The 23,815-nt window shown below is 65.3% G+C and carries 21 protein-coding genes; 17 read left to right on the top strand and 4 right to left on the bottom strand.

The features are described from left to right. Positions 1-5 precede the first annotated feature (5 nt). The 6 genes from ACE10W_RS33515 (at position 6) to ACE10W_RS33490 (ending at position 6,139) form a co-directional block, all read left to right on the top strand. Positions 6-1,142, top strand: a complete 1,137-nt coding sequence (locus ACE10W_RS33515; protein WP_304548263.1) for an FAD-binding oxidoreductase — start codon at positions 6-8, stop codon at positions 1,140-1,142. Between the two features lie 27 nt (positions 1,143-1,169). Continuing rightward, positions 1,170-1,466 carry a (2Fe-2S)-binding protein gene (locus ACE10W_RS33510; RefSeq protein WP_011089927.1) on the top strand — a complete coding sequence of 99 codons (297 nt, stop codon included), beginning with the start codon at positions 1,170-1,172 and terminating at the stop codon, positions 1,464-1,466. After that, positions 1,463-2,881 carry an NAD(P)/FAD-dependent oxidoreductase gene (locus ACE10W_RS33505; RefSeq protein WP_304548262.1) on the top strand — a complete coding sequence of 473 codons (1,419 nt, stop codon included), beginning with the start codon at positions 1,463-1,465 and terminating at the stop codon, positions 2,879-2,881. Before ACE10W_RS33510 ends, ACE10W_RS33505 begins: the two co-directional genes overlap by 4 nt. Beyond that, on the top strand, positions 2,878-3,999 hold the full coding sequence (locus tag ACE10W_RS33500; RefSeq protein WP_304548261.1) for an FAD-binding oxidoreductase: 1,122 nt from the start codon (positions 2,878-2,880) through the stop codon (positions 3,997-3,999). The genes ACE10W_RS33505 and ACE10W_RS33500 overlap by 4 nt, the downstream gene beginning before the upstream one ends. 15 nt (positions 4,000-4,014) lie before the next feature. Continuing rightward, a complete protein-coding gene (locus ACE10W_RS33495; RefSeq protein WP_027545617.1) occupies positions 4,015-4,362 on the top strand; it encodes a RidA family protein in 348 nt (115 codons plus the stop codon). Between the two features lie 163 nt (positions 4,363-4,525). Further along, complete coding sequence (locus tag ACE10W_RS33490; RefSeq protein ID WP_304548260.1) at positions 4,526-6,139, top strand: ABC-F family ATP-binding cassette domain-containing protein; 1,614 nt, start codon at positions 4,526-4,528, stop codon at positions 6,137-6,139. A 192-nt stretch (positions 6,140-6,331) separates the two neighbouring features. Here the strand turns inward: ACE10W_RS33490 and ACE10W_RS33485 are convergent, their stop codons facing one another. Further along, on the bottom strand, positions 6,332-7,660 hold the full coding sequence (locus ACE10W_RS33485) for a dicarboxylate/amino acid:cation symporter (protein ID WP_271552339.1): 1,329 nt from the start codon (positions 7,658-7,660) through the stop codon (positions 6,332-6,334). A gap of 139 nt (positions 7,661-7,799) precedes the next feature. On the opposite strand from ACE10W_RS33485, the gene ACE10W_RS33480 reads away from it, so the two are divergent. Both ACE10W_RS33480 and ACE10W_RS33475 read left to right on the top strand, forming a co-directional pair. Next, entirely contained in the window at positions 7,800-9,119 is a 1,320-nt protein-coding gene (locus ACE10W_RS33480) for a solute carrier family 23 protein (RefSeq protein ID WP_304548258.1), read from the top strand. Positions 9,120-9,192: 73 nt separating this feature from the next. Then, complete coding sequence (locus ACE10W_RS33475) at positions 9,193-10,029, top strand: SDR family oxidoreductase (RefSeq protein WP_011089920.1); 837 nt, start codon at positions 9,193-9,195, stop codon at positions 10,027-10,029. A gap of 53 nt (positions 10,030-10,082) precedes the next feature. Here the strand turns inward: ACE10W_RS33475 and ACE10W_RS33470 are convergent, their stop codons facing one another. After that, positions 10,083-10,343, bottom strand: a complete 261-nt coding sequence (locus tag ACE10W_RS33470) for a DUF1488 domain-containing protein (protein WP_011089919.1) — start codon at positions 10,341-10,343, stop codon at positions 10,083-10,085. 745 nt (positions 10,344-11,088) lie between these two features. Between ACE10W_RS33470 and ACE10W_RS33465 the strand changes: the two genes are divergently transcribed. The 8 genes from ACE10W_RS33465 (at position 11,089) to ACE10W_RS33430 (ending at position 20,140) form a co-directional block, all read left to right on the top strand. Then, the gene (locus ACE10W_RS33465; RefSeq protein WP_060910231.1) at positions 11,089-11,868 is read left to right on the top strand and encodes a sensor histidine kinase; all 780 of its coding nucleotides are present in this window, start codon (positions 11,089-11,091) and stop codon (positions 11,866-11,868) included. Between the two features lie 45 nt (positions 11,869-11,913). After that, on the top strand, positions 11,914-12,318 hold the full coding sequence (locus ACE10W_RS33460; RefSeq protein ID WP_011089917.1) for a hypothetical protein: 405 nt from the start codon (positions 11,914-11,916) through the stop codon (positions 12,316-12,318). A 146-nt stretch (positions 12,319-12,464) separates the two neighbouring features. Continuing rightward, on the top strand, positions 12,465-13,286 hold the full coding sequence (locus tag ACE10W_RS33455; protein WP_304548257.1) for an NAD-dependent protein deacetylase: 822 nt from the start codon (positions 12,465-12,467) through the stop codon (positions 13,284-13,286). 141 nt (positions 13,287-13,427) lie between these two features. Next, positions 13,428-15,512, top strand: coding sequence for a hydantoinase/oxoprolinase family protein (locus ACE10W_RS33450; protein WP_304548256.1), 2,085 nt, complete (start codon positions 13,428-13,430; stop codon positions 15,510-15,512). Between the two features lie 2 nt (positions 15,513-15,514). Continuing rightward, positions 15,515-17,173 carry a hydantoinase B/oxoprolinase family protein gene (locus ACE10W_RS33445; protein ID WP_271552344.1) on the top strand — a complete coding sequence of 553 codons (1,659 nt, stop codon included), beginning with the start codon at positions 15,515-15,517 and terminating at the stop codon, positions 17,171-17,173. A 30-nt stretch (positions 17,174-17,203) separates the two neighbouring features. After that, positions 17,204-18,202 carry a TRAP transporter substrate-binding protein gene (locus ACE10W_RS33440; protein ID WP_271552346.1) on the top strand — a complete coding sequence of 333 codons (999 nt, stop codon included), beginning with the start codon at positions 17,204-17,206 and terminating at the stop codon, positions 18,200-18,202. An 8-nt stretch (positions 18,203-18,210) separates the two neighbouring features. Continuing rightward, a complete protein-coding gene (locus tag ACE10W_RS33435) occupies positions 18,211-18,804 on the top strand; it encodes a TRAP transporter small permease subunit (protein ID WP_028172992.1) in 594 nt (197 codons plus the stop codon). A 31-nt stretch (positions 18,805-18,835) separates the two neighbouring features. Beyond that, entirely contained in the window at positions 18,836-20,140 is a 1,305-nt protein-coding gene (locus ACE10W_RS33430; protein WP_011089911.1) for a TRAP transporter large permease, read from the top strand. Between the two features lie 51 nt (positions 20,141-20,191). Here ACE10W_RS33430 and ACE10W_RS33425 read toward each other — a convergent pair whose 3' ends face one another. Next, positions 20,192-20,836, bottom strand: coding sequence for a glutathione binding-like protein (locus tag ACE10W_RS33425; RefSeq protein WP_271552349.1), 645 nt, complete (start codon positions 20,834-20,836; stop codon positions 20,192-20,194). Between the two features lie 107 nt (positions 20,837-20,943). Between ACE10W_RS33425 and ACE10W_RS33420 the strand changes: the two genes are divergently transcribed. After that, positions 20,944-21,612: a TetR/AcrR family transcriptional regulator gene (locus ACE10W_RS33420; protein WP_271552351.1), complete on the top strand. Its 669-nt coding sequence runs from the start codon at positions 20,944-20,946 to the stop codon at positions 21,610-21,612. Between the two features lie 184 nt (positions 21,613-21,796). On the opposite strand, the gene ACE10W_RS33415 is transcribed toward ACE10W_RS33420, so the two are convergent. After that, positions 21,797-23,764 carry a methyl-accepting chemotaxis protein gene (locus tag ACE10W_RS33415; protein WP_304548255.1) on the bottom strand — a complete coding sequence of 656 codons (1,968 nt, stop codon included), beginning with the start codon at positions 23,762-23,764 and terminating at the stop codon, positions 21,797-21,799. Positions 23,765-23,815: the final 51 nt, after the last annotated feature.

Here is a 23,815-nt window from a genome sequence, read left to right as displayed (position 1 = left end):
AACTCATGTCAGGAGAATACGACGTCGCCGTCGTCGGCGGCGGATTGCTCGGCTCCGCCATTGCCTGGGGCCTCGGCCGGCTCGGCAAGAAGGTCGCCGTGCTCGACGAAGGCGACATCACCAAGCGCGCCTCGCGCGCCAATTTTGCGCTGGTCTGGGTGCAGAGCAAGGGCCTGGGCATGCCGGCCTATACGGTGTGGACCGTGCAGGCGTCGCAGGCATGGGGCAGGCTTGCCTCCGAGCTGAAGCAGCAGACCGGCCTCGATGTCTCGCTGCAACAAAATGGCGGCTTCCATCTCACCCTCGGCGAGGACGAATTCGGCCAGCGCACCGAGCTCGTCAAGCGCATGCACAACCAGGTCGGCGCCGCCGACTACAAGATGGAGATGCTGCCGGCGTCCGAGGTGAAGAAGGCGCTGCCGCTGATCGGGCCGGAGGTTTCCGGTGGCAGCTATTGTCCGCTCGACGGCCACGTCAATTCGCTGCGCACGTTCCGAGCCTTCCACACCGGCTTTGGGGCGTTCGGCATCGATTATCTTCCGGAGCGACCGGTTTCGGCGATCAGCAAGAGCGGCGGCGAATTCCGCCTGACCACGCCGAAGGGCGAGCTTCGTGCCGCCAAGGTCGTGCTTGCCGCGGGCAATGCCAACCAGACGCTCGCGCCGATGGTCGGCCTCTACGCGCCGATGGGCCCGACCCGCGGCCAGATCGTGGTGACCGAACGCACCATGCCGTTCCTGCCGCATCCGCTGACCACGATCCGCCAGACCGACGAGGGCACGGTGATGATCGGCGACAGCAAGGAGGACGAGCTGGACGATCGCATGCTGAAGCATTCGATCAGCGCGGTGATGACCGATCGCGCGCAGCGCATGTTCCCGCATCTGTCGCGGCTCAACGTTATCAGAAGCTGGGCCGGCATCCGCGTCATGCCGCAGGACGGCTTTCCGATCTACGACCAGTCGGAAACGCATCCCGGCGCCTTCGTCGCCTGCTGCCATTCCGGCGTGACACTCGCCTCCAACCACGCCTTCGAGATCGCGCGCATGGTGGCGCAGGGCGCGCTCGAGCCGGAGCTGGTCGGCGCGTTCTCCGCGAGCCGTTTTGGCGGCGATGGCGCTGCGAACAACAGCGGCTACTAGAGATATCAAGGAGCCAAGAGGCATCCCATGTTTAGACGATCCGAACAGGACAAACGCCCGCAAGTGCAGATCTTCGTCGATGGCGTTGCCGTCGCGGCGCGCCAGGGCGACACCGTCTCCGCCGCGCTATTGGCCTCCGGCCAGGATGCACGGCGTTCCACCGCGGTGAGCGGCGCGCCGCGTCTGCCTTACTGCATGATGGGCGTGTGCTTCGACTGCCTCGTCACCATCGACGGGGTCGGCAACCGGCAGGGCTGCATCGTGCCCGTTGCCGAGGGCATGCAGATCGAGATCCAGAAGGGCAAGCGGGAGATCGGAAGATGACTGTGGCTCCCAAGCGCGAAGATTACGACGTCGTGGTGATTGGCGCCGGGCCCGCCGGCCTCGCCGCTGCCGCGACATCGGCCGAGGCCGGCCTGTCGACGCTGCTGCTCGACGAGAATATCGGCCCCGGCGGTCAGGTATTTCGTGCGATCTCCTCGACACCCGTGACCGACCGCAACCAGCTCGGCGCCGATTATTGGGTCGGAGCCGATCTCGTGCAGTCACTGCGCGCGAGCAATGCGGAAGTGATTCAGCGTGCGACGGTCTGGAGCCTCGACCGCAATCTCGACATCGCCGTCTCCGTCGGCGGTGCTTCGGCCTTCGTCAAGGCAAAGCGCGTGATCCTGGCGACCGGCGCGCTGGAGCGGCCGTTCCCGATTCCGGGCTGGACGCTGCCAGGCGTGATGACCGCGGGCGCTGCGCAGACCATGCTGAAATCATCGGCGCTGGTGCCGGATGGCCGCACCGTGATCGCGGGGCAGGGGCCGCTGCTCTGGCTGCTCGCCGCGCAGATTTTGCGGCTGGGCGGCCGCATCGACCGCATCCTCGACACCACCGAGCGCGGCAATTATTTCGCGGCGCTCCCGCATGCCTTCGCCTTCCTGACTTCGCCCTATTTCGCCAAGGGCCTGTCGATGATGCGCGAGGTGAAGGCGAAGGTGCAGGTCGTCTCCGGCGTCACGGAGCTCACCGCGTCGGGTGACGGCCAGCTTGCCAATGTGAGCTATGTCGCCGGGGGCAAGCGCGAGACGCTTCCGGTCGATCTTCTGCTGCTGCATCAGGGCGTCGTACCCAACGTCAATCTGGCGATGGCGGCCGGTGTCGAGCATCGCTGGGACGAACTGCAATTGTGCTGGTCGCCGGTGCTCGATGCGAACGGCTCATCGTCGGTCGCCGGCATCGCGATCGCCGGCGACGGCGCCGGCATCGGCGGTGCCAACGCCGCCGTGGTCCGCGGCCGCATCGCAGCGCGCGCGGCGGTGGAAGCGTTGGCACCCGCGGCTGCCGCGAAGCTCGCATCGATGGCAACGCTCCGCGCCGCTCTCGCCAAGGCCGAGCGCGGCCGCGCTTTCCTCGACACGCTGTTCCGCCCGGCGCCGCAGTTCCGCATTCCCTCGGGCGATACCATCGTCTGCCGCTGCGAGGAGGTGACCGCGAAGGATGTTCTCGATTCCGTCGCGATCGGCGCGACCGGGCCGAACCAGCTCAAGGCCTATCGCCGCACCGGCATGGGCCCGTGCCAGGGCCGGCTCTGCGGCCTCACCGTCACCGAGCTGATGGCGCAGGCCCGGGCCAAGAGCCCGCAGGAGATCGGCTATTACCGGCTGCGTGCGCCAGTGAAGCCGATCACGCTCGCCGAGCTTGCCGCCGTTCCCAAGACCGAGGACGACGTCAAGGCCGTGGTGCGCGGATGACTGGAAACGTGGATGCGATCGTCATTGGCGGCGGCATCCACGGATGCTCGACCACGCTGCATCTGTGCCTCGCCGGCCTGAAGCCGGTGCTGATCGAGAAGGATTATGCGGGCCGACATGCTTCCGGCGTCAATGCCGGCGGCGTGCGCCAGCTTGCGCGGCACATCCCGGAGATTCCGCTCTCGATCCGCTCGATGGGTATCTGGGAGAAGATCAGCGACCTCCTCGACGACGATTGCAGCTTCGAGAGCCACGGCCAGGTGCTGGTCGCGGAAAACGAGGACGAGCTTGCGGTCTGCCGCACGCGCGTCGCCGAGCTCAACGCGCTCGGCTTCACCCATGAAGAGCTGATCGACGCCACTGAGCTGCGGCGGCTGGTGCCTGCGGTGGCCGAGACCTGTCCCGGTGGCGTGGTCTCGCGCCGTGACGGCGCGGCCAATCCTGCGCAAACGACGACCGCGTTCCGGCGCAAGGCCGAACAGCTCGGCGCGACCGTGCGCGAGGGCGTGGCGGCCAGCAACATCCGCTACAGCGACGGCCTCTGGTATGTCGATGTCGGCTCCGACACCTATGCCGCGCCGGTGCTGGTCAACGCAGCCGGCGCCTGGGCTGGAAAGATCGCCGCCGCGCTCGGCGAGCCGGTGCCGGTCGAGACCGTGGCCCCGATGCTGATGATCACCTCGCGCGTGCCGCACTTCATCGATCCCGTCGTGATCCTGCGTGGCCGCAAGCTCTCCTTCAAGCAGTTCTCGAACGGCACCGTGCTGATCGGCGGCGGGCATCTCGCGACGCCCTATCAGGATCGCAACGAAACGGTGCTGGACTGGAAGAGCCTCGCGATCAGCGCGCGCACCGTGTTCGAGCTGTTTCCGGTGATGCGCAGCGCGACGATCGTGCGTGCCTGGGCCGGCATCGAAGCCAAGATGAAGGACGACATCCCCGTGTTCGGGCCGAGTTCGCGGCACAAGGGTCTCTATCACCAGTTCGGCTTCTCGCTGCACGGCTTCCAGCTCGGTCCCGGCGCGGGCGCTGTGATGGCGGAACTGATCGTCAATGGCGGCACCCAGACCCGCGTCAGTGATCTCGGCATCGACCGTTTCCACCCTTCCACGCTCTAGCAACAAGAGGACATCATGAGCATCACCCGCAGCATCCGCACGCCCATCATGCACCGCGCCGTCGAGGCCAACGGCTTCGTCTTCCTCGGCGGCACCATCGCCGACGACACGTCGGTTTCCATGGGCGATCAGACCCGCAATATTCTCGGCAAGATCGCCGGCTATCTGAAAGAGGCCGGCACCGACAAGAGCCGCGTCGTCAGCGCCTCGATCTTCGTCACGGATCTTTCCAAGAAGAAAGAGATGGACGCGGCCTGGACCGAGTTCTTCGGCGACAATCTGCCGACCCGCGCCACCGTCGGCGTCGCCGATCTCGGCGGCAGTGCGTTGATCGAAGTCGTGGTCACCGCCCTCAAGGGCTGACGGCATTCTTCGACGGAGGACGGCAGCGCGTGACGCGCTGACGTCCCCTTGGCTTGATCTTGCGCCTCTGCCGGACTAGGTAGAGGCATCTCAATCAGGAACTTCGCAGCCATGGATTTCACCCCGACCGCAACGCCGATCCGCCTTGCTCACGGGGAATTTCATGCCTGCTTCCATCATCCTGTCGAACCTGTCGCTGTCCACGCCTGACGGCCGTTCTCTTTTATCCAATATCGATCTGACATTCGCGGCCGAGCGAACCGGTCTCGTCGGCCGCAACGGCGTCGGGAAATCCACGCTGCTGGCGTCGATTTGCCGGGAACATGTTCCGCAGTCGGGGCGCATTGTGACCAACGGAACCGTCGGCCTGCTGCGCCAGGACGTTCAACTGCTTGCGGGTGCGACCGTGGCCGATCTGTTCGGCGTGCGGGAAGCGCTGAAGCTGCTTGGCCGTGCGGCGCGGGGCGATGCCTCCGCCGACGACATCGCTGCGATCGACTGGACTCTCGAAGCGCGGCTCGAAACCGCGCTGGCGCGCGTCGGGTTCGATCTTGCTCCCGATACGGAGCTGTCCTGCCTGTCCGGTGGCCAGACGACGCGGGTTCGTCTTGCCGCGCTGGTGTTCGCCGAGCCCGACTTCCTGCTGCTGGATGAGCCCACCAACAACCTCGACCGGGACGGGCGCAAGGCCGTGATCGATCTCCTCGCCGCCTGGCGCGGCGGCGCGATCGTCGTCAGCCACGATCGGGGCCTGCTCGAAACCATGGACGCGATCGTCGAGTTGACGTCGCTCGGAGCAACGCGATACGGCGGCAATTGGAGCAGGTACCGCGAGCAGAAGGCCGTCGAGCTCGCTGCCGTCAGGCACGACCTTGCTTATGCCGAGAAGCGGCTGTCCGAGATCGACGGCAAGGCGCAGGAGTCCATGGAGAGGAAGGCGCGCAAGGACAGCGGCGGCAGGAAGAAGCGTGCCAAGGGCGACATGCCGCGCATCCTGGCCGGCGCGCGCAAGGATCGCAGCGAGGATACCGGCGGAAGGACGGCGCAAGTTGCCGAGCGGCGGCGCGCAGAAGCGCTCGAGGCCGTCGACACGGCGCGCCGCCGCGTCGAGATTCTCCAGCCGTTGTCCGTGAGATTGCCGTCGACAAACCTGCCGGCGGGGAGGGAGGTGGTTTGGCTCGATCGGGTCAGCGCCGGCTATCGTCCGGAGCGCGCGATCCTGCGGGATCTGTCGTTCACGATCGTCGGGCCGGAGCGTGTGGCGGTGGTCGGGCCAAATGGTTCAGGCAAGACGACGCTACTGAAGCTCATTGCCGGCGAGATGTGCCCCCTCGTGGGCACGGTGAGGGTCAAGCCCGAGTTCGCGCTGTTCGACCAGACGGTCAGCCTGCTCGATCCCGCGATCTCGATCCTGGACAATTTCAGGCGCCTCAATCCAGAGGCGGGCATGAATGCGTGCCATGCCGCCCTTGCGCGCTTCATGTTTCGCGCCGACGCTGCCTTGCAGATCGCCGGGAGCCTGAGCGGCGGACAGCTGCTTCGTGCCGGTCTTGCTTGCGTGTTCGGCGGGGCGACGCCGCCCTCACTGCTGATCCTGGACGAGCCGACCAACCATCTGGATATCGCGTCCATCGAAGCCGTCGAAGCGGGCTTGCGGGCCTATGATGGCGCGTTGCTTGTCGTCAGTCATGACGAGGCATTCTTGCAGGCGATAAGGATTACGCGGCGGCTCGATTTGGCCGCCGAGGTGCCTGGCGCCGATGGCCGGATCCTCTGATCCCGCCTCGCCGTCCGGATATCGCGGAGATTTTCAAAAGCCCGACGCCCTGCCCCCAGCGCGTCGGGCGGAAAGATTGACTATCAATCGGTAATCCCAACGCCATTGTTGTGACGCGTATCTCACCAATTATCCACTCCGGGAAACTACCGCGTCGGAACCGGTTTGCTCCTGCCGTCGATCCGTGTCGCTTTACGCGCCGCCGCCCGGTTCCAGCGCCTCGCCGATCTCCAGCGGATGGGCCATGGTCTCGTGCAGCGCGTCGCGGTCGAGCTCGCCCTCGGAGATGCTGATGACGACGCAGGCGACGCCGTTGCCGATCAGATTGGTCAGCGCGCGGCACTCGCTCATGAACTTGTCGATGCCGACCAGGATCGCGATCGACTGGATCGGGATGTCTGGCACGATCGAGAGCGTCGCGGCGAGCGTGATGAAGCCGGCGCCGGTCACGCCCGAGGCGCCCTTCGAGGTGATCATGGCGATGCCGAGGATGCCGAGCTCCTGCCAGATCGTCAGATGCGTGTTGGTCGCCTGCGCCAGAAACAGCGTTGCCAGCGTCATGTAGATGTTGGTGCCGTCGAGGTTGAAGCTGTAGCCGGTCGGGATGACGAGGCCGACCACCGAGCGGGAGGCGCCGAGATGCTCCATCTTTTGGATCATCTGCGGCAGCACGGTCTCCGACGACGACGTGCCGAGCACGATCAGCAGCTCGTCCTTGATGTAGGCGATGAAGCGCAGGATCGAAAAGCCGGCGAGCCGGGCGATCGCGCCCAGCACGATCAGCACGAACAGCATGCTGGTGAGGTAGAACGTGCCGATCAGCGCGGCGAGGTTGAGCAGCGAGCCGAGGCCGTAGGCGCCGACGGTGAACGCCATCGCGCCGAAGGCGCCAACGGGAGCGACGCGCACGATGATGCGGATGATGCCGAAGAACATCTTCGCGGCCTTGTCGATCGCATCCGCGATCGGCTCGCCGGCCTTGCCGAGGAAGGCGATGGCGAAGCCCGAGAGGATCGAGATCAGCAGCACCTGGAGTAAATCGCCTCGTGCGATGGCGCCCACATAGCTGTCGGGGATGATCGCCATCAGATGGGCGACGATGCCTTCCTCCTTGGCCTTGGTGACGTAGGTCGCGACCGATTTCGGGTCGATCGTGGCGGGATCGATGTTGAAGCCGTGTCCGGGCTGGAGCACCTCGCCGACCAAAAGGCCGACCGCGAGCGCGACGGTCGAGACCGATTCGAAATAGATCAGCGACTTCAGCCCGACCCGGCCGACACGCTTGAGATCGCCCATCGAGGAGATGCCGTGCACCACGGTGCAGAAGATCACCGGCGCGATCATCATCTTGATCAGCGCGATGAAGCCGTCGCCGAGCGGCTTCAGCTCCTTGCCGAAATCGGGATAGAAATAGCCGATGAGCACTCCGAGCACGATCGCGATCAGCACCTGGATGTAGAGGATCTTGTACCAGGGCTGATGCCGGCGACGGATGGCTGGCTGGATCGCGATCTGTGTCATATGATGAGCCCGGAACGCATTGATTTTGCAAGATTTGAATCTTGCATGACTCGCATCATGTGATGGCCGCCGCAGAAGCGACAATCACATTTTTGTCGGATCGCACGAAGATCAATCGCTGCACCGCAACGGGGGGAGCATGACAACCACGACAGGCTCGGACGAGCAGACGCAGGGCTATTTTCCGCGCTGGAAACTCAAGACCTCGGGCGTGATCATGCCGGAGGAGCGGCTGTCATGGGGCCAGACCATCGTCTCCGGTCTGCAGCATTGCGTGGCGATGTCGGGCTCGACGATCATCGCGCCGCTGCTGATGGGGTTCGATCCCAATGTTGCGGTCCTGTTCTCCGGCGTCGGCACGTTGATCTTCTTCGTCATCGTCGCCGGACGCGTGCCGAGCTATCTCGGATCGAGCTTCGCCTTCATCGCCGTTGCCCTCGCCGCCACGGGCTATGCCGGGCAGGGGCCGAACCCGAACATCTCCGTTGCGCTCGGCGGCATCGTCGGAGCCGGGGTGCTCTACGGCGCGATTGCGCTGATCGTGATGTGGTCGGGCGTCGGCTGGGTCGAGCGCCTGATGCCGCCGGCCGTCACCGGCGCCGTGGTCGCCGCAATCGGTCTCAACCTCGCGCCGGTCGCGGTCAAGGCGGTGAGCGCCAATGCGTTCGACACCTGGATCGGGCTTGCGACCGTTCTCATCATCGGCGTGGTCGCCGTTGCAGCTCCAGGCCTGTGGCGCCGCCTGCCGATCATCCTCGGGGCGATCGGCGGATATCTCTTGTATTTTCTGTTCGCGAACGGCCTCGGCTTCGGCAAGCCGATCGACTTCGCACAGCTCTCGGCCGCGTCGTGGCTCGGCCTGCCGAAATTCACCACTCCGACCTTCCAGGCCGATGCGATCTTCCTGATCGCGCCGGTTGCGGTCATCCTCGTCGCCGAGAACCTCGGGCACATCAAGGCCGTCGGTGCCATGACAGGCCGCAGCCTCGATGCCTATCTCGGCCGCGCCCTGTTCGCCGACAGCCTGGCCACGATCGTCGCAGCCTGCGGCGGAGGCACCGGCGTCACCACCTATGCCGAGAACATCGGCGTCATGGCGGCGACGAAGGTCTATTCGACGCTGCTGTTTGCCTTGGCGGCCACGGTGTCGATCCTGCTCGGCTTCTCGCCGAAATTCGGCGCGCTGATCCTGTCGATCCCGGGTCCCGTCATCGGCGGCCTCTCCATCGTGCTGTTCGGATTGATCGCGGCGATGGCCGGGCGGATCTGGGTCGAGAACAAGGTCGACTTCGCCAATCCCGCGAACCTGATTACCGTCGCCGTGGCGCTGACCGCGGGCGCGGGCGACCTCACGCTCAAATTCGGCGCGTTCACGATCGGCGGGATCGGAACCGCGACTTTCGGCGCCATCATCCTCTATCAGATCCTCACCTCTTCCCTCGCGCAACACGCGGAATGAATCCCAGGGCTGCGCTGGTGTGATGGAACAAAACGTCGTTTCCGTCGATGATGAGGCACTCCGGAGAAAGCTCATGCCACAGACCGACCGCTCGATCCCCTTTCCCACGCGCCTCGTTGGCCAATACGCGCTGGTGACCGGCGCCTCGCAAGGCATCGGCCGTGCCGTTGCCGTCCGGCTCGCCCAGGAAGGCGCGACCGTCGCCATCAACTATTTCGATCACCCTGGGAAGGCCGAAGAGACGCTCGCGCTCGCGCGGACGGCATCGGGCGACCGCGGCCACGGCAGGCTCGATCATGTCATCGTCCAGGCTGACATCGGCAGCGAGCAGGACATCGCCGCGATGTTCGAGACCATCCTGGCGCGCTGGAAGCGCCTCGACTGTCTCGTCAACAATGCCGGCTTCCAGCGGGAATCGCCGAGCGATGCGCTCGACGTCGAAACCTATCGCCGCATCATCGACGTCAATCTCAACGGTGCCGTGCTCTGCGCGCAGAAGGCGCTGGCGCATTTCGTCGCGCGCGGCGGAGGCGGCAGCATCATCAATTGCTCCAGCGTCCACCAGATCATTCCGAAGCCCGGCTATCTCGCTTATTCGATCAGCAAGGGCGGCCTGGCCAACCTCACGCGCACGCTGGCGCTCGAATTCGCGAGGCACGGCATCCGTGTCAATGCGGTAGGTCCGGGCGCGATCGACACGCCGATCAACGCGGCCTGGACGGGCGACCCGGAAAAGCGCGGCGTCGTCACCAGCCATATTCCGCTCGGCCGCGTCGGCACGCCGGAAGAGATCGCCGCCGTGTTCGCCTTCCTTGCTTCAGACGATGCGAGCTACATCACCGGGCAGACGATCTATGCCTGCGGGGGCCTGACCATGTTCCCCGAGTTTCGCGAGAACTGGGCAAGCTAGACACGTAGGCTCACGGACGAAGCCACGAACTCTTCACCCTCGTGCCGATCGCTTCAGAAATCTCCTGCGAGCAGGTCGTAGGAGCCTCTGCTGCCGCGCACATACTTCCTGGCCGCGGTGGCACATATCAAGTCGCGATTGCAATCGAACGCGTTCAGGAGTCCCGATTCGGTCGCATGGACGCCCGGTTGAATCCGCATCAACGCGCCTTCATCGATGAAGAACGAGGCCTCGATGGCGCTGTCGTGTCCCCAGAACCGCACGGCACGCCGTGTCTGGTCATATGAGCGACTGTGATTTGGGAAATCAATCATGGTTCGGGCCGATCAGGTTGCAGGTGCCGTGCGCCTTCACGCCGTTTGAGCCGGGGGCACGCTAGGTGGCCGACGCTCGGCTTGCGTACGTCAGGTACACGGACGTTTCGTCGAGACCTGACAAGAGCGAACCGGTTGCGCCTCTTTCAAATGATGATCTGGCGACAGGGATACAACCCGGTTCGATGCTGCTCGCGACAAATAGTTCGTCGCAAGCCTCGCTATTCGGCGAAAGGTGACTATATCCCGTCGATCACCGCTCGCCCCTCGGCCGTTATCGGTGACTGAGAGCATTGCGCTCCCGCCGCGACCAAGAGGCGGTCAATATGTCGGTTTCCCCCGGATTCATCCTTCGCGAGTGGCTCGTACCTCCGGTCTTGCTGCCCATCTTCTTCGTGCTTGTGATCGCCGTTTCGATGTTGATTCAATGGTAGTCGGCTTCGGCGCGCCTTCGCCGTCGGATCAGGCAAGTACCTCATCGGATTCAATTCAGCCGTCGTTGGGTTGCGAGCTGAACGCGAGGGCGATCGACGCCCTCCGTCGAGCTCGCGAGATGCCGTCGGGAGACAAGCGCATGGCGGCAATGCGCAGGGCAGCAATTCTTGGAAATGCCGCTGAAATCCACGCCTATTTCTCGCCAGCGAAGGCGCCCAAGCAAGATCACGACGCCGCTGAAATCCCGCCTTCGTGACGGAACGTTCCACTGAAACCAGGTCCGGCAGCAACCCTCGTGACACAGTCGCCAATGCTCGAGATCGATCTCCGCACGGGCCAGCACCTCGGCGGCGGAGAATCGCATGAGGATGCTCTGGCGGCAGAGAATGTCAGCCTGCGGCTTCTCCTTGCCCAGGCCGAGATCAACACGAGGGGCCTGCTTGCCAGGGCGGGCATCGACGCCAGGGAGCGAGAGACGTCCGAGAAGCTGCAAAAGCTGATCCTTGAAGAGCTGCACCACCGCATCAAGAACACGCTCGCGACCGTCTCCGCCATTGTCTCCCAGAGCTTGCGCGGCGAGCAAGGCTTGGCGCACGCACAGCAGGCCATCGCGGGGCGGCTGCTTGCGCTTGGCCGGGCGCACGATCTTCTCGTGCGGGCGAGCTGGTCGAGCGCCGACCTCGGGGCGGTCGTCCGCAGCGCCGTCGAAGCTTTCGACGATCCTGCTGAATCGAAGTTCTCGATTTCGGGGCCCGATCTCCGGATCAATTCGGGTGCCGTGGTCGCGGTCGCGATGACGCTCAATGAGCTTTGCACGAACGCCACGAAGTATGGAGCCTTTTCCGCTCCAAAGGGGTGCGTCGATCTCCACTGGACGATCGATCCGCAGACGCAACGCTTGCGCCTGACCTGGATCGAGAAGAATGGTCCGGTGATCCAGTCACGCGCAAAGCGCAGCTTCGGAACGCGATTGATCGAGACGCTGGGTCGCGAACTCCAGGGCGACGTGCAATTGACCTACGCGGAGAGGGGCTTCGCGTACACGTTCGACGCTCCATTGGCTTCTCTGAGTGTCCCGATGCCGGCCTAGCCGGCAGGCTGAAATACGCCGAGACTTTCAACGAAAGGAGGCGGCATGTTCAAATTTCTACAGTATCGTGCAAGAGCGGCCGCGTACGGCGAACTGGCCAGGAGTTCGCCCGGCAAGGATGATACCCGCAAATTCGAGAAACTGCAGGACAGCCTTGCATCGCGCGCGGACAACGAGCAGGTCCTCGCGGACCAATACGTGGATGCAGTGAACGCCGGGGGGACGGAGCGACTGCGCGGCGCAGCCCTGGCGGCGGAGGAAGAGCGTGTCTTGCGGTGTCTCGGCGCGGCCGTCATCATGCAATGGAATTCCCTGCCGACGACGCTTCAGCGGGAGATCTTCGACACCGCCGGATCGGTCGGAACATTGTTGGACACGGCGGCGCTCCGTGGGCAGATAGCCCGGTTTCTTCACAAGCACAGGCATGACACCGATCCCAGCAAGATCTGACGGGTGATGTGTTCGGGGCAGAACAAACGGGTGCGCGAGCATTCGCCGCCGGCATTTCTCCGGCGCGGATCAAGCCGTCGCCGGCTTCGATCCGCCGGTCCGGGAGTGATCTGGCAAAATGTCGCGGCGCGGACTACATCTGCGCCATGTCAAATGCTCCGCTGGCAAACCAATCGCTCCAGGATTTCGTCGCCCGGCACCAACGTCTGTTCGTGCTGACCGGCGCCGGCTGCAGCACCAATTCGGGCATTCCCGATTATCGCGACAGCCATGGCAACTGGAAGCGGACCCAGCCGGTCAATTTCCAGGCCTTCATATCGGAGGAGCACACGCGCCGGCGCTATTGGGCACGCAGCCTGATCGGCTGGCGGCGGTTCGGTCAGGCGAGGCCGAACGATGCGCACCATGCGCTGGCCCGGCTCGAGGCGAACGGGCGGTGCGGGATGCTGCTGACCCAGAATGTCGACCGGCTGCATCAATCCGCCGGCCACAGGCAGGTGATCGACCTGCATGGTCGGCTCGATCTGGTCCGCTGCATGGGCTGCGGGGCGAAGACGCCGCGGAGCGAATTCCAGGATACGCTTGGCCGCGCCAACGCAGAATGGCTCGCGCTCGATGCCTCGGATGCGCCTGATGGCGATGCCGATCTGGAGCACGCGGATTTTTCGTCGTTCAAGGTGCCCGCCTGCGAAGCCTGCGGCGGCATCCTCAAGCCCGACGTCGTGTTCTTCGGCGAGAACGTGCCGCGCGACGTCGTCGCCACCGCGCAGGACCATCTGTCGCAGGCTGACGCGATGCTGATCGTCGGCTCCTCGCTGATGGTCTATTCCGGTTTCCGCTTCGTGCAGGCTGCCGCGCAGCGGCAGATCCCGATCGCCGCGGTCAATCTCGGGCGTACCCGCGCCGACGATCTCCTGACGCTCAAGGTCGAGGAGCGCTGCGAAGCGGCGCTTGCATTCCTGCTCTGATCGCGTGCGGGGCGAACACGCCTTGCCTATTGCATGGGTGCCAAGCAGAATAGCCGGGCGCGGCGTTGCCGGCATGCCTGATGGCACGGAAATTGCTGCGTTTTTGTCCCCAGTCTTGACGATCAGCCGGAGAATTTTGGAATGCATGAGGGAGCCGAGGTGCGGCTTGCCGTCGATATCGGTGGCACGTTCACCGACATCGTTCTGGACATGGGCGAGGTGCGCAAGACGCGCAAGGTGCTGACGACGCCGCAGCGGCCCGAACAGGCGGTGCTGGACGGGATGCGTCTCATTCTCGCCGATGCGCGCGCCCATATCAGCGACATCGACGTCTTCATTCACGGCACCACACTCGCGACCAACGCCATCATCGAGCGCCGCGGCGCCAAGACGGCGCTGATCGCGACCGACGGCTTTCGCGACGTGCTCGATATCGGCACCGAGAGCCGCTACGACCAATACGACCTCACCATCGACAAGCCGAGGCCGCTGGCGCCGCGCAGTCTGCGCTTCACTGTGCCCGAGCGCATCGACGCGCACGGCGCCATCCGCCTCCCGCTCGACGAAGCGTCGGTGCGCGCACTCGCGCTAAAATTGCGTGAATTGAAGGTCGAGAGCGTCGCAATCGCCTTCCTGCACTCCTACGCCAATCCCGAGCATGAGCGCCGCGCAGCCGCGATCCTAAGCGAGGAGATGCCCGGCGTTTCCGTGACGGTGTCATCGGCCGTGTGTCCGGAGATCCGCGAATATGAGCGCACGTCCACCGCGGTCGCGAACGCCTATGTGCAACCGCTGATCGACGGCTATCTCGCCCGCATGGCTGATGCCCTGCAGGTCGAGCAGTTCCGCGGCGCCATCTATCTCGTCACGTCCGGCGGCGGCGTCACCTCGATCGAGACGGCGCGGCGCTTTCCGGTGCGCCTCGTCGAATCCGGTCCCGCCGGCGGCGCGATCTTCGCGGCGCAGATCGCTGCGCGTCTCGGCGAGAGCAAGGTGCTCTCCTTCGACATGGGCGGCACCACGGCCAAGATCTGCCTGATCGAGAAATACCAGCCCGAGACCTCGCGCGTGTTCGAGGTCGATCGCGCTGCGCGCTTCCTGAAAGGCTCCGGCCTGCCGGTTCGCATCCCCGTGATCGAGATGGTCGAGATCGGCGCCGGTGGCGGTTCGATCGCCCATGTCGACGCGATGAAGCGCGTCACCGTCGGCCCCGAGAGCGCGTCGTCGGAGCCTGGGCCCGCCTGCTACGGCCGCGGCGGCCAGCGTCCGGCCGTAACCGATGCGGACGTCGCCCTTGGCATGATCGATCCCGACGCCTTCGCGGGTGGCACGATCAAGCTCGACCCCGAACTCTCGAAGCAGGCGCTGCTCCGCAGCGTCGGCGAGCCGCTGGGCCTGTCGGCGGAAACCGCGGCCTATGCCGTGCATGAGGTCGTCTGCGAGAACATGGCGAGTGCGGCACGCGTACACGCGGTCGAGCGTGGCGCCGTGGTCGGCCAGCATACGCTGATCGCCTTCGGCGGTGCCGCACCGCTGCATGCGGCGCGTGTCGCCGAGAAGATCGGCGTCTCCCGGGTGATCGTGCCGTCGAATGCCGGCGTCGGCTCCGCGGTCGGATTTTTGGCGGCGCCCATCGCTTACGAACTGGTGCGCAGCCGTCACGTCCGGCTCGACGATTTCGACACCAAGGCGGTCTCCGACCTCTTGCAGGAGATGGCGACCGAGGCGCGTGCGCTGGTCGAGCCTGGTGCTGCCGGTGAACCGGTGCGCGAACGCCGCGCGGCCTTCATGCGTTATGTCGGCCAGGGCCACGAGATCAGCGTCGAGCTGCCGAACCGGCCGCTGAATTCAGCCGATCTCGCCGGCCTGCGCCAGAAGTTCGAGGCGGATTATTCCTCCATGTTCGAGCGGTCTATTCCGGGCGCTGCGATCGAGGTCCTGAGCTGGTCGGTGCTCGCGACCACCGATGCGCGCAATCCGTCCGTCGTCGCTTCCGTCGCGCGCAAGCCCGCAGGCAAGGCGTCCGGCAGCCGGAAATTCTTCGATGGCCGGGCCGGAGAGGTGATCGAGATCCCGCTCTATCGCCGTGAGGACATGGCGCCGGGGGCGACGATTGCCGGCCCCGCGGTGATCGCGGAGGACGAGACCTCGACCTTCGTCTCCAACAGTTTTGATGCCCATATCGACGGTGCCGGCAGCATCGTCATGGAACGGAAGGCGGCCTGATCATGAGCAAGGCAAATGGCGCGAGCCTGATCGACCTTCAGATCATGTGGCACCGGCTGATCGCCGTGGTCGAGGAGCAGGCGCAGGTGCTGCTCCGCACCGCGTTCAGCCCGATCGTGCGCGAATGCGGCGATCTCTCCGCCGGCGTGTTCGACCTCAAGGGGCGGATGTTGGCGCAGGCGGTCACCGGCACGCCCGGTCACGTCAACTCGATGGCGGAATCGGTCAAGCACTTCATCGACCGCTTCCCGATCGAGACGATGAAGGAGGGCGACGCCTACATCACCAACGATCCCTGGATGGGCACCGGCCACCTCAACGACTTCGTCGTCACCACGCCCTGCTTCAAGGACGGCAAGCCGGTCGCGCTGTTCTCCTGCACCAGCCATCTCATGGACATCGGCGGCATCGGCTTCGGCCCTGACGCCACCGACGTGTTCATGGAGGGGCTCTACATCCCCATGCTGAAGTTGATCGACCAGGGCGTCGTCAACGAGACGCTGATGGCGATGATCCGCACCAACACGCGGCTGCCGATCGACACCGAAGGCGATACGTATTCGCTCGCGGGCTGCAACGACGTCGGCTGCGAGCGCCTGGTCGAGATGATGACCGAGTTCGGCATCGATACGCTGGACGAGCTCGGCGACTACATCTGCGACCGCTCGCGCGAGGCCGTGCTGGCCGAGATCGCCAAGCTGCCGAAGGGAAGCTGGCGCAACACCATGGTCGTCGACGGCTATGACGCGCCGGTGACGCTGGCCGCAACGCTGACGATCTCGGACGCGGGCATTCACGTCGATTTCGACGGCACCTCGGCCGCCTCGAAGTTCGGCATCAATGTGCCTCTGTCCTACACCACGGCCTACACCGTGTTCGGCCTCGGCTGCGTCGTCGCTTCGCAGATTCCGAACAATGCCGGCTCGCTCTCGCCGCTGACGGTGTCGGCTCCCCCTGGCGCGATCCTCAATGCGCCGAAGCCTGCGCCGGTCGCCTCGCGCCACATCATCGGCCAGATGCTGCCCGACGTCGTGTTCGGCTGCCTGCGCCAGATCATTCCCGAGCGCGTGCCAGCGGAAGGCACCTCGTGCCTGTGGAATCTCAATGTGCGCGGACAGACTCGTTCGGGCGTCGGCGGCAATTACGGGTTCTCGATGGCGGTCACCAGCAATGGCGGCACTGGTGCGCGCTTCGGCAAGGACGGCCTGTCGGCCACCGCCTATCCCAGCGGCGTGCGCGGCACGCCGGTCGAGATCGCGGAAACACAGACGCCGCTGATCTTCTGGCGCAAGGAGCTGCGCCCGGATTCCGGCGGAGCAGGGCGCACCCGCGGCGGCCTCGGCCAGATCATCGAGGTCGGCAGCGGCGTCGACGCGCCGTTCGACATTCTGGCGGCGTTCGACCGTATCGATCATCCGCCGCGCGGCCGCGACGGCGGCCGGAACGGCGAGGCCGGCTATGTCGGCCTGAAATCCGGCAAGAAGCTGCGTGGCAAGGGCTTTCAGCAGGTGCCGCCGGACGATCGGCTGGTGGTGCTGACGCCCGGCGGCGCCGGCATCGGCGATCCGGCTGAGCGGCCGCGCGCGGCCGTCAACGACGACATCGAAAGCGGCCTCGTGTCTGCGGACAACGCGGTTGCGGTTTATGGGTACACGCGGTGACGCGTCAGGCGTCGTGAACGGAGGGGCTCAATGATCACGCGACGGAACTTCACTGCGGGCGCAGCGACGCTGCTCGCCGCCGGCCACATCTCGACCCGCGCGCGGGCCGCGACGACAAGCTGGGACATGTCGACGGTCTGGCCCGACGGCAATTTCCACACCCAGAATGCGATGGCGTTCGCCGAGGAGGTGAAGAAGCAGACCGGCGGCTCGGTCGCGATTACCGTGAAGGCCGGCGGCCAGCTCGGCTTCAAGGGCCCCGAGCACTTGCGCGCCGTGCGCGATGGCCTCGTGCCGCTCGCCGACGTTCTCAACATCCAGCAGGTCGGCGATGAGCCCTTCATGGGCGTCGAGAGCATCCCCTTCCTGTGCAGCTCGATGGACGAGCTCAAGGTGCTGCACAAATATGTGCGGCCCGAATACGAGAAGGTCGCCGCGCGTAATAACCAGAAGATCCTCTACATCGTGCCGTGGCCGACGCAGTACCTGCATCTCAAGGTCAAGGTCGCCGACCTCGAGGGCCTGAAGAACATCAAGATCCGCGTGCCCGACAAGAACGCCGTCGACATGCTGGCGGTGGTCGGCATGGCGCCGGTGATGATCCCCTGGGGCGAGACGATCCCCGCGCTGGCGTCGGGGGCGGTCTCGGGCGTCTCCACCTCGGCGGTGTCGGGCGTCGACGGCAAGTTCTGGGAGTTTCTGAAGTACATCTACCCGACCAACCACGTCTGGTCGTCGCAGATGCTCACGGTCAATCTCGACTCGTGGAAGGCGCTCAGCGCGGATCAGCAGAAGCTCGTCGCGGATACCGCCGCGAAGATGGAGCCGGGTTTCTGGGCGAACTCGCTCAAGGCCGACGTCGACAGTCTCAACCGCCTCAAGGAAGGCGGCATGGAGGTGATCCCGGTCTCGGAGGCGATGATGACGGACATCCGGGCCAAGACCGCGCCGCAGCTCGACGCCTTCCTCAAGCGTGTGCCGGCGGCCGACAAGCCGGTGCGGGCCTATCTCGCTGAAATGAAGCGCTGAGCCAAGCCATGGTCAGCGTTTCGCCCGCAGCACCGCAAAGCCTCAATGCAGCGGCGCCCGCGCCGCTGCGCATCCTGCTCGACGGCATCGACCGTCTCGGCCGGCTCGACGGCTGGATCGGCGGCGGTTGTCTGCTGACGCTGACGCTGTTGATGCTGTGCGAGGTCGCAACCCGCTTCCTCTCGAACTTTCTGCCGTTCTTCCCGCCGACCATCTCGATCGCGTGGGAATATTCCTCCTATCTGATGGCGGCGTCCTTCACCTTCGGCGCCGCCATGACCCTGCGCGTCGGCGGCCACATCCGCGTGGTGCTGCTGCTGAAGAACGTCCCCGCACCATTTCAACGTGCGATCGAAATTCTCTCGGCCGCCGCCGGCTTCGCCTTCATGGCGTTCCTGACCTCCGCGATGGCGAAGTTCGCCTACGGCGCCTATGTGCGCGGCCAGGTCTCGACCTCGAGCGACACGCCGCTGTGGTTTCCGGAAGCCGTCGTCACCTTCGGCATGCTGCTGCTTACGCTCCAGTTCCTGGCGCGCGCGATCCAGGCCATCCTCGGCCTGCCGCTCGAGGATCACCGCATGAAGGCCTCGCCCGTCGAATGATCGTTTTGCCCGCACCCGGATTCAAGATCGCATGACCATCGAAGTCGTCGCCCTGTTTGGGATCCTGTTCGCGCTGCTGGCAGGCGGTGTCTGGATCGGTCTCACGCTCGCGCTCACCGCCACGCTGCTGCTGGCGATGTTCCGCTCGATTCCGCTCGACAAGCTGCTGCCGCAATACGCCTGGAACATTCTGACCACGCAGGAGCTGCTGGCGCTGCCGCTGTTCATCCTGATGGGCGAATTGTTGTTCCGCACCCGCCTGTCGCGCTCGCTGTTCCAGGGACTTGCGCCCTGGGCCGGTCTGCTGCCGGGCCGGCTGCTGCATGTGAACGTGATCGGCTGCACCATCTTCGCGGCGATCTCCGGCTCGTCCGCGGCGACCACGCAGGTGATCGGCCGCATGTCGCTCAACGAGCTCTTGCGCCGCGGCTATTCGCGCGACATCGCGATCGGCTCGCTCGCAGGCGCCGGCACGCTCGGCTTCCTGATCCCGCCGTCCAACATCATGATCATCTACGGCGTGCTCGGCGACGTCTCCATTCTCAAGCTCTTTACGGCCGGCGTGCTGCCCGGCCTGCTGCTGGCGGCCACCTTCATGGGCTGGGTGATGCTGCACACGACGCTCAAGCCCTCGATGGTGCCGGAGACGGAGGCAAAGCTCTCGCAGGTGCCGTGGGGCGAGCGTTTTGCGGCGCTCAAGGATCTCGCGCCGGCGCTGTTCCTGATCGCCTGCGTGCTCGGCTCGATGTATGGCGGGCTCGCCACGCCCTCGGAGGCCGCCGCCGTCGGGGTGCTCGGAGCGGGGCTGGTGGCCTGGGCGCAAGGCTCGATGTCGCAGCAGGTGATGCGCGACGTGCTGATCGGCTCGGTCGTGACCTGCTCGATGATCGCGCTGATCGTGCTCGGCGCCTCGATCCTCGGCAATGCCGCAGCCTTCCTCGGCATTCCTCAGGCGGTCGCCGCCTTCGTCAAGGGGCTCGGCCTGTCGCCCTTCATGCTGATCGTGGTGCTGATCATCTTCTACCTGATCCTCGGCTGCTTCCTCGACGGCTTCTCGATGATCGTGATGACGCTGCCGATCGTGCTGCCGATCGTGAAGGGCGCAGGTTTCGACGAGATCTGGTTCGGCATCTTCCTGGTGCTCGCCGTCGAGATGGCGCAGATCACCCCGCCGGTCGGCTTCAACCTGTTCGTGATCCAGGGCCTGACCGAAGACGGCCTCGGCTACATCGCGCGCGTCACGATGCCGTATCTCATGATCATGGTCGGCTTCGTGCTGCTGCTGACGCTGTGGCCCGGGATCGTCACGATCCTGCCGCGGGTGCTGTACGGATAGATTTGCGCCGCCCCGGCGACATAGCCGGGACGGCGCCTTGATTCACGAAGCTTACGCCGCCGCCTTCTTCCGCGCCTGCTCGGCCTTGTACAGCTCGAACTCCTCGGCGATCGCCTTCGCCACCGACGGCCGCTGGCGCAGGCGTTCGTAATACGCCTTCACGTTCGGCCATTTGGCGAGCTCGATCGGCGGCGTCGCCATAGTCCAGTTGATGACCGTGACGAGATAGGCGTCGGCCACGCTGAAATGGTCGAGCAGGAAGTCGCGTCCCTCAAGGTAGTTGTCGAGATAGTCGAGCCGCGACAAGTTCTTCTCAAGCGCGTAGGCCTTCGTCTCCTGCGGCGCCTTGCGGTCGAGCACGGGGATGAAGAGGCCCTTGTGCAGTTCGGTGCCGATGAAGCAGAGCCATTGGTGCAGCCGCGTACGCTCGATGCCCGCGCTCGCGCCGAGGCAGGATTGCGGGAAGCGGTCCGCGACATATTGCAGGATCGCCGCGTTCTCGGTCAGCACCACGCCCTCGTCGGTGCGCAGCGTCGGCACGAGGCCGATCGGGTTGACGGTGCGGAAATCGGTGCCGTCCTTCAGCACCCTCTTGGTCGGCGGATCGACTTCGAGGTAATTCGCCTCGGCGCCGGCTTCGTACAGCGCGACGCGGGTCGCCATCGAGCAGGCGAGCGGCGAGAAATAGAGATCCATCTGTAGCCTCCTTGGGCAGTTCCTCTTTCGGGTATCGCTCAACCTGGCCAGATTGATTTTTGTACTGTGTTGCATAATATATCGGCGGTCAAGGATTAATTTGCGAAATGGTACAAAAATCGAAGCCGCCAACTGCTGCCAATGAGCCCGAGCGCCGCGGCGAACCTAAGCGCCGCGGCCGTCCGCGGGCCTATGAGCCCGATGTCGCGCTCGGCAAGGCGCTCGACCTGTTCCGCAGGCAGGGCTTTGCCGCGACTTCGCTCGACGATCTCAGCGAGGCCACCGGCATGAACCGGCCGAGTCTCTACGGGGCCTTCGGCGACAAGCGCGAGCTCTACATCAAGAGCTACCAGCGCTACCGCGAGGACGCGCGGGCATCCATGGCCGCGATCTTTCGCGAGGAGATGCCGCTGCGCCAGCGGCTGGAGCGCATCTTCGCCTCCGCGCTGAACATCTATCTGTCCGGCGAAACGGGCCCGCGCGGCTGCTTCACGGTGGTGACGGCGGCGTCCGAAGCGGTCGGTGATCCCGACATCCGCGCCATGGTGCTCGACGGTCTCGCCGAGCTCGACAAGGCGTTTGCGAATTGCTTCCGCCGCGCCAAGGAGAAGGGCGAACTGCCGGAGAGCGCCGACCCGGCCGTGCTGGCCCAGCTTGCATCAGCGACGGTACACTCGATCGCCATCCGCTCGCGCGCGCGTGTCTCGCGGAAAGATCTGGAAGCAATCGTGAAGGGCGCGATCGATGTGATGGTGGGAGCTGGCGCGAAGAGCTAGGCCGGGACGACAGTGAGTATGTGGCGCGAGCTATCTCCCCGGTGTCGTCCTGGCGAAAGCCAGGACCCATAGCCACCGAATGTCGTTTGGCGAAGATTCGGGGTTAGAACTTCGCGCGGCAACTCGCCCCTGCGGTAATGGGTCCTGGCTTTCGCCAGGACGACCACCTGATCTGTAGTGTGAGCTACGCCGCCCGGATATGCGCCAGGAAACGATCGACCTCGTCGCGCAGCCGTTGCGACTGCTTCGACAGCTCGATCGCGGAGCCCAGCACTTCCTCGGCCGCCGTTCCGGTCGCCGCGATGCCGGCGGTGACGCCGGAGATGTTCTGCGAGACTTCGCCGGTGCGGGCGGCGGCCTGCTGGACGTTCTGTGCGATCTCCTGCGTCGCGGTGCCCTGTTGCCCGACGGCGGCGGCAATCGCGGCCGAGATTTCGTCGACCTGCTGGATCGTCGCACAGATCGACTGGATGCCGTCGACCGCGCCGGTGGTCTCTCCTTGTACCGCGGTGACCTGCGCGCCGATCTCTTCGGTTGCTTTCGCGGTCTGGGTCGCCAGCGCCTTCACTTCGGAGGCGACGACGGCAAAGCCGCGACCGGCTTCGCCCGCGCGCGCCGCTTCGATCGTCGCATTGAGCGCCAGCAGATTGGTCTGGCCCGCAATGCCATTGATGAAGGAGACCACGTCGCCGATTTTCTGCGCGGCATCCGCCAGGCTCTGCACGCGCGCATTCGATTGCCGTCCGTCGCTCGCGGCCTTGCCGACCACCTCGGTCGCGTGCGCGAGCCGCCGGCTGATCTCGGTCATCGACGAGGACAATTCTTCTGCGGCAGCCGCGACCGTCTGCACGTTCTCGGAGGCCAGCGCCGAGGCCGACGACACCGTGCGGGTCTGCTCGCGCGACTGTTCGACGATGGCGGACATCGAGCGCGCGGTGTGCTCCATCTCGACCGCGGCCGCGGACACCGTGGTGACGACCTCGCGGATGCTGGCCTCGAAATTGTCGGCGAGCGCGGCGAAGGCGCGCCGCTTCTCCGCCTCGGACTGCGCCTTGGCCTCGAGCTGCTCGGCCTGGAGCTTGTCAAAATTCACCGCATTGTCGCGGAACACCGCGACCGCCTTCACCATCGCGCCCACCTCGTCATTCGCCTTGCTGGTGGGCACGGCGACATCGAGACGTCCGTCCGCGAGCTCGCGCATCACGTTCGTGATCGACAGGATCGGGCGCGAGATGCTGCGGGCGATGAGATAGCCGACGATCGCCGCGAGCACGAGCCCGAGCGCGGCGATCCCGATCGCCAGCAGCCAGGCGCGATCGGCGGAAGCCTCGTAATCGGCATTGTCCATCACAAGCTCGACCGCGCCGAGCGGCTTGCCGGAAAAGTCCCTGATCGGTCCGAGCAGCGCGGCGACCGGCGTGGTGTCGAGCCTGGCTTGTCGCACCGTGAAGCCGCCCTCGGCGGCGCGGCCGTAATCGGCCGTATCGAAGAAGCTCTTGCCCTTCAGCGTGCCCCCGAACAGCTTGAAGCCCGAACCGTCGGCGAGATGGAAGGCGATGTCGACATGGCGGTTGGTCTTGAAATCGTCGAGGAAAGGCTGGCCGAAGGTCAGGCCGAATTCGACCGTGCCGAGATGCTTAGCCCCTTGCGCGATCGGCACCACGCCGCGGATGCCGAGCCCGGCCACGCCGCCTTCGAGCCCGACCACGACCTTGCGGTCCTGGTTGGCGACGACGACGGTCTTGCGGAAGCCGGAGAGGTCGTCGCCGAACTTGGCCGGCTGGTGCACGCGTAGGTAAGACGTCGCCGGCGGCACGTGGAACTGGAACTGGTCGACGCCGTAGTCGGATTTGATCGCAGTGAACACCGGTCCGAACAGGCGCACCAGCGCCTCGCGGTCCTGCTTCGCCATCGCCTCCTGCGTCGCCGGCATCGCGGCCACCACGGCGCTCATCGCGGCGGCGCGGTGCGATTCCTCGGCGATGCGCGATTGCAGGGCGTCGTAATGGCTGCGCAGTTCGCGCTGGTCGGCTCGGTCGATGATGCCGGCGATGATCCACATCGCGCCCAGCACGGCAAACAGCGCGGTCGCCGCCGCCGTCACCGCCAGCGCAACCGTGATCCGCATCCTGAGGCCGAGGCTCGTCCGCATGTCCGACTCGTTCTTTGAGCGTTGGTTAACAACGCTTATCAACTTCTCGCT

Origin of the sequence: Bradyrhizobium sp. B025 (assembly GCF_042257955.1) — a bacterium.
GTDB lineage: Bacteria > Pseudomonadota > Alphaproteobacteria > Rhizobiales > Xanthobacteraceae > Bradyrhizobium > Bradyrhizobium diazoefficiens.
The sequence above is the reverse complement of the archived record's forward strand: the minus strand, read 5'-3'. Positions and strand labels throughout refer to the sequence as shown.

What these genes read in the sequence shown, in the direction of transcription:
- ACE10W_RS33515 (WP_304548263.1), top strand. Translation starts at nt 6, where the DNA reads ATGTCAGGAGAATACGACGTCGCCGTCGTCGGCGGCGGATTGCTCGGC.
- ACE10W_RS33485 (WP_271552339.1), bottom strand. Translation starts at nt 7,660, where the DNA reads ATGACACAGATCGCGATCCAGCCAGCCATCCGTCGCCGGCATCAGCCC.
- ACE10W_RS33450 (WP_304548256.1), top strand. Translation starts at nt 13,428, where the DNA reads ATGCATGAGGGAGCCGAGGTGCGGCTTGCCGTCGATATCGGTGGCACG.
- ACE10W_RS33480 (WP_304548258.1), top strand. Translation starts at nt 7,800, where the DNA reads ATGACAACCACGACAGGCTCGGACGAGCAGACGCAGGGCTATTTTCCG.
- ACE10W_RS33415 (WP_304548255.1), bottom strand. Translation starts at nt 23,764, where the DNA reads ATGCGGACGAGCCTCGGCCTCAGGATGCGGATCACGGTTGCGCTGGCG.
- ACE10W_RS33475 (WP_011089920.1), top strand. Translation starts at nt 9,193, where the DNA reads ATGCCACAGACCGACCGCTCGATCCCCTTTCCCACGCGCCTCGTTGGC.
- ACE10W_RS33510 (WP_011089927.1), top strand. Translation starts at nt 1,170, where the DNA reads ATGTTTAGACGATCCGAACAGGACAAACGCCCGCAAGTGCAGATCTTC.
- ACE10W_RS33455 (WP_304548257.1), top strand. Translation starts at nt 12,465, where the DNA reads ATGTCAAATGCTCCGCTGGCAAACCAATCGCTCCAGGATTTCGTCGCC.
- ACE10W_RS33420 (WP_271552351.1), top strand. Translation starts at nt 20,944, where the DNA reads ATGGTACAAAAATCGAAGCCGCCAACTGCTGCCAATGAGCCCGAGCGC.
- ACE10W_RS33425 (WP_271552349.1), bottom strand. Translation starts at nt 20,836, where the DNA reads ATGGATCTCTATTTCTCGCCGCTCGCCTGCTCGATGGCGACCCGCGTC.
- ACE10W_RS33495 (WP_027545617.1), top strand. Translation starts at nt 4,015, where the DNA reads ATGAGCATCACCCGCAGCATCCGCACGCCCATCATGCACCGCGCCGTC.
- ACE10W_RS33505 (WP_304548262.1), top strand. Translation starts at nt 1,463, where the DNA reads ATGACTGTGGCTCCCAAGCGCGAAGATTACGACGTCGTGGTGATTGGC.
- ACE10W_RS33470 (WP_011089919.1), bottom strand. Translation starts at nt 10,343, where the DNA reads ATGATTGATTTCCCAAATCACAGTCGCTCATATGACCAGACACGGCGT.
- ACE10W_RS33440 (WP_271552346.1), top strand. Translation starts at nt 17,204, where the DNA reads ATGATCACGCGACGGAACTTCACTGCGGGCGCAGCGACGCTGCTCGCC.
- ACE10W_RS33435 (WP_028172992.1), top strand. Translation starts at nt 18,211, where the DNA reads ATGGTCAGCGTTTCGCCCGCAGCACCGCAAAGCCTCAATGCAGCGGCG.
- ACE10W_RS33465 (WP_060910231.1), top strand. Translation starts at nt 11,089, where the DNA reads ATGCTCGAGATCGATCTCCGCACGGGCCAGCACCTCGGCGGCGGAGAA.
- ACE10W_RS33490 (WP_304548260.1), top strand. Translation starts at nt 4,526, where the DNA reads ATGCCTGCTTCCATCATCCTGTCGAACCTGTCGCTGTCCACGCCTGAC.
- ACE10W_RS33460 (WP_011089917.1), top strand. Translation starts at nt 11,914, where the DNA reads ATGTTCAAATTTCTACAGTATCGTGCAAGAGCGGCCGCGTACGGCGAA.
- ACE10W_RS33430 (WP_011089911.1), top strand. Translation starts at nt 18,836, where the DNA reads ATGACCATCGAAGTCGTCGCCCTGTTTGGGATCCTGTTCGCGCTGCTG.
- ACE10W_RS33445 (WP_271552344.1), top strand. Translation starts at nt 15,515, where the DNA reads ATGAGCAAGGCAAATGGCGCGAGCCTGATCGACCTTCAGATCATGTGG.
- ACE10W_RS33500 (WP_304548261.1), top strand. Translation starts at nt 2,878, where the DNA reads ATGACTGGAAACGTGGATGCGATCGTCATTGGCGGCGGCATCCACGGA.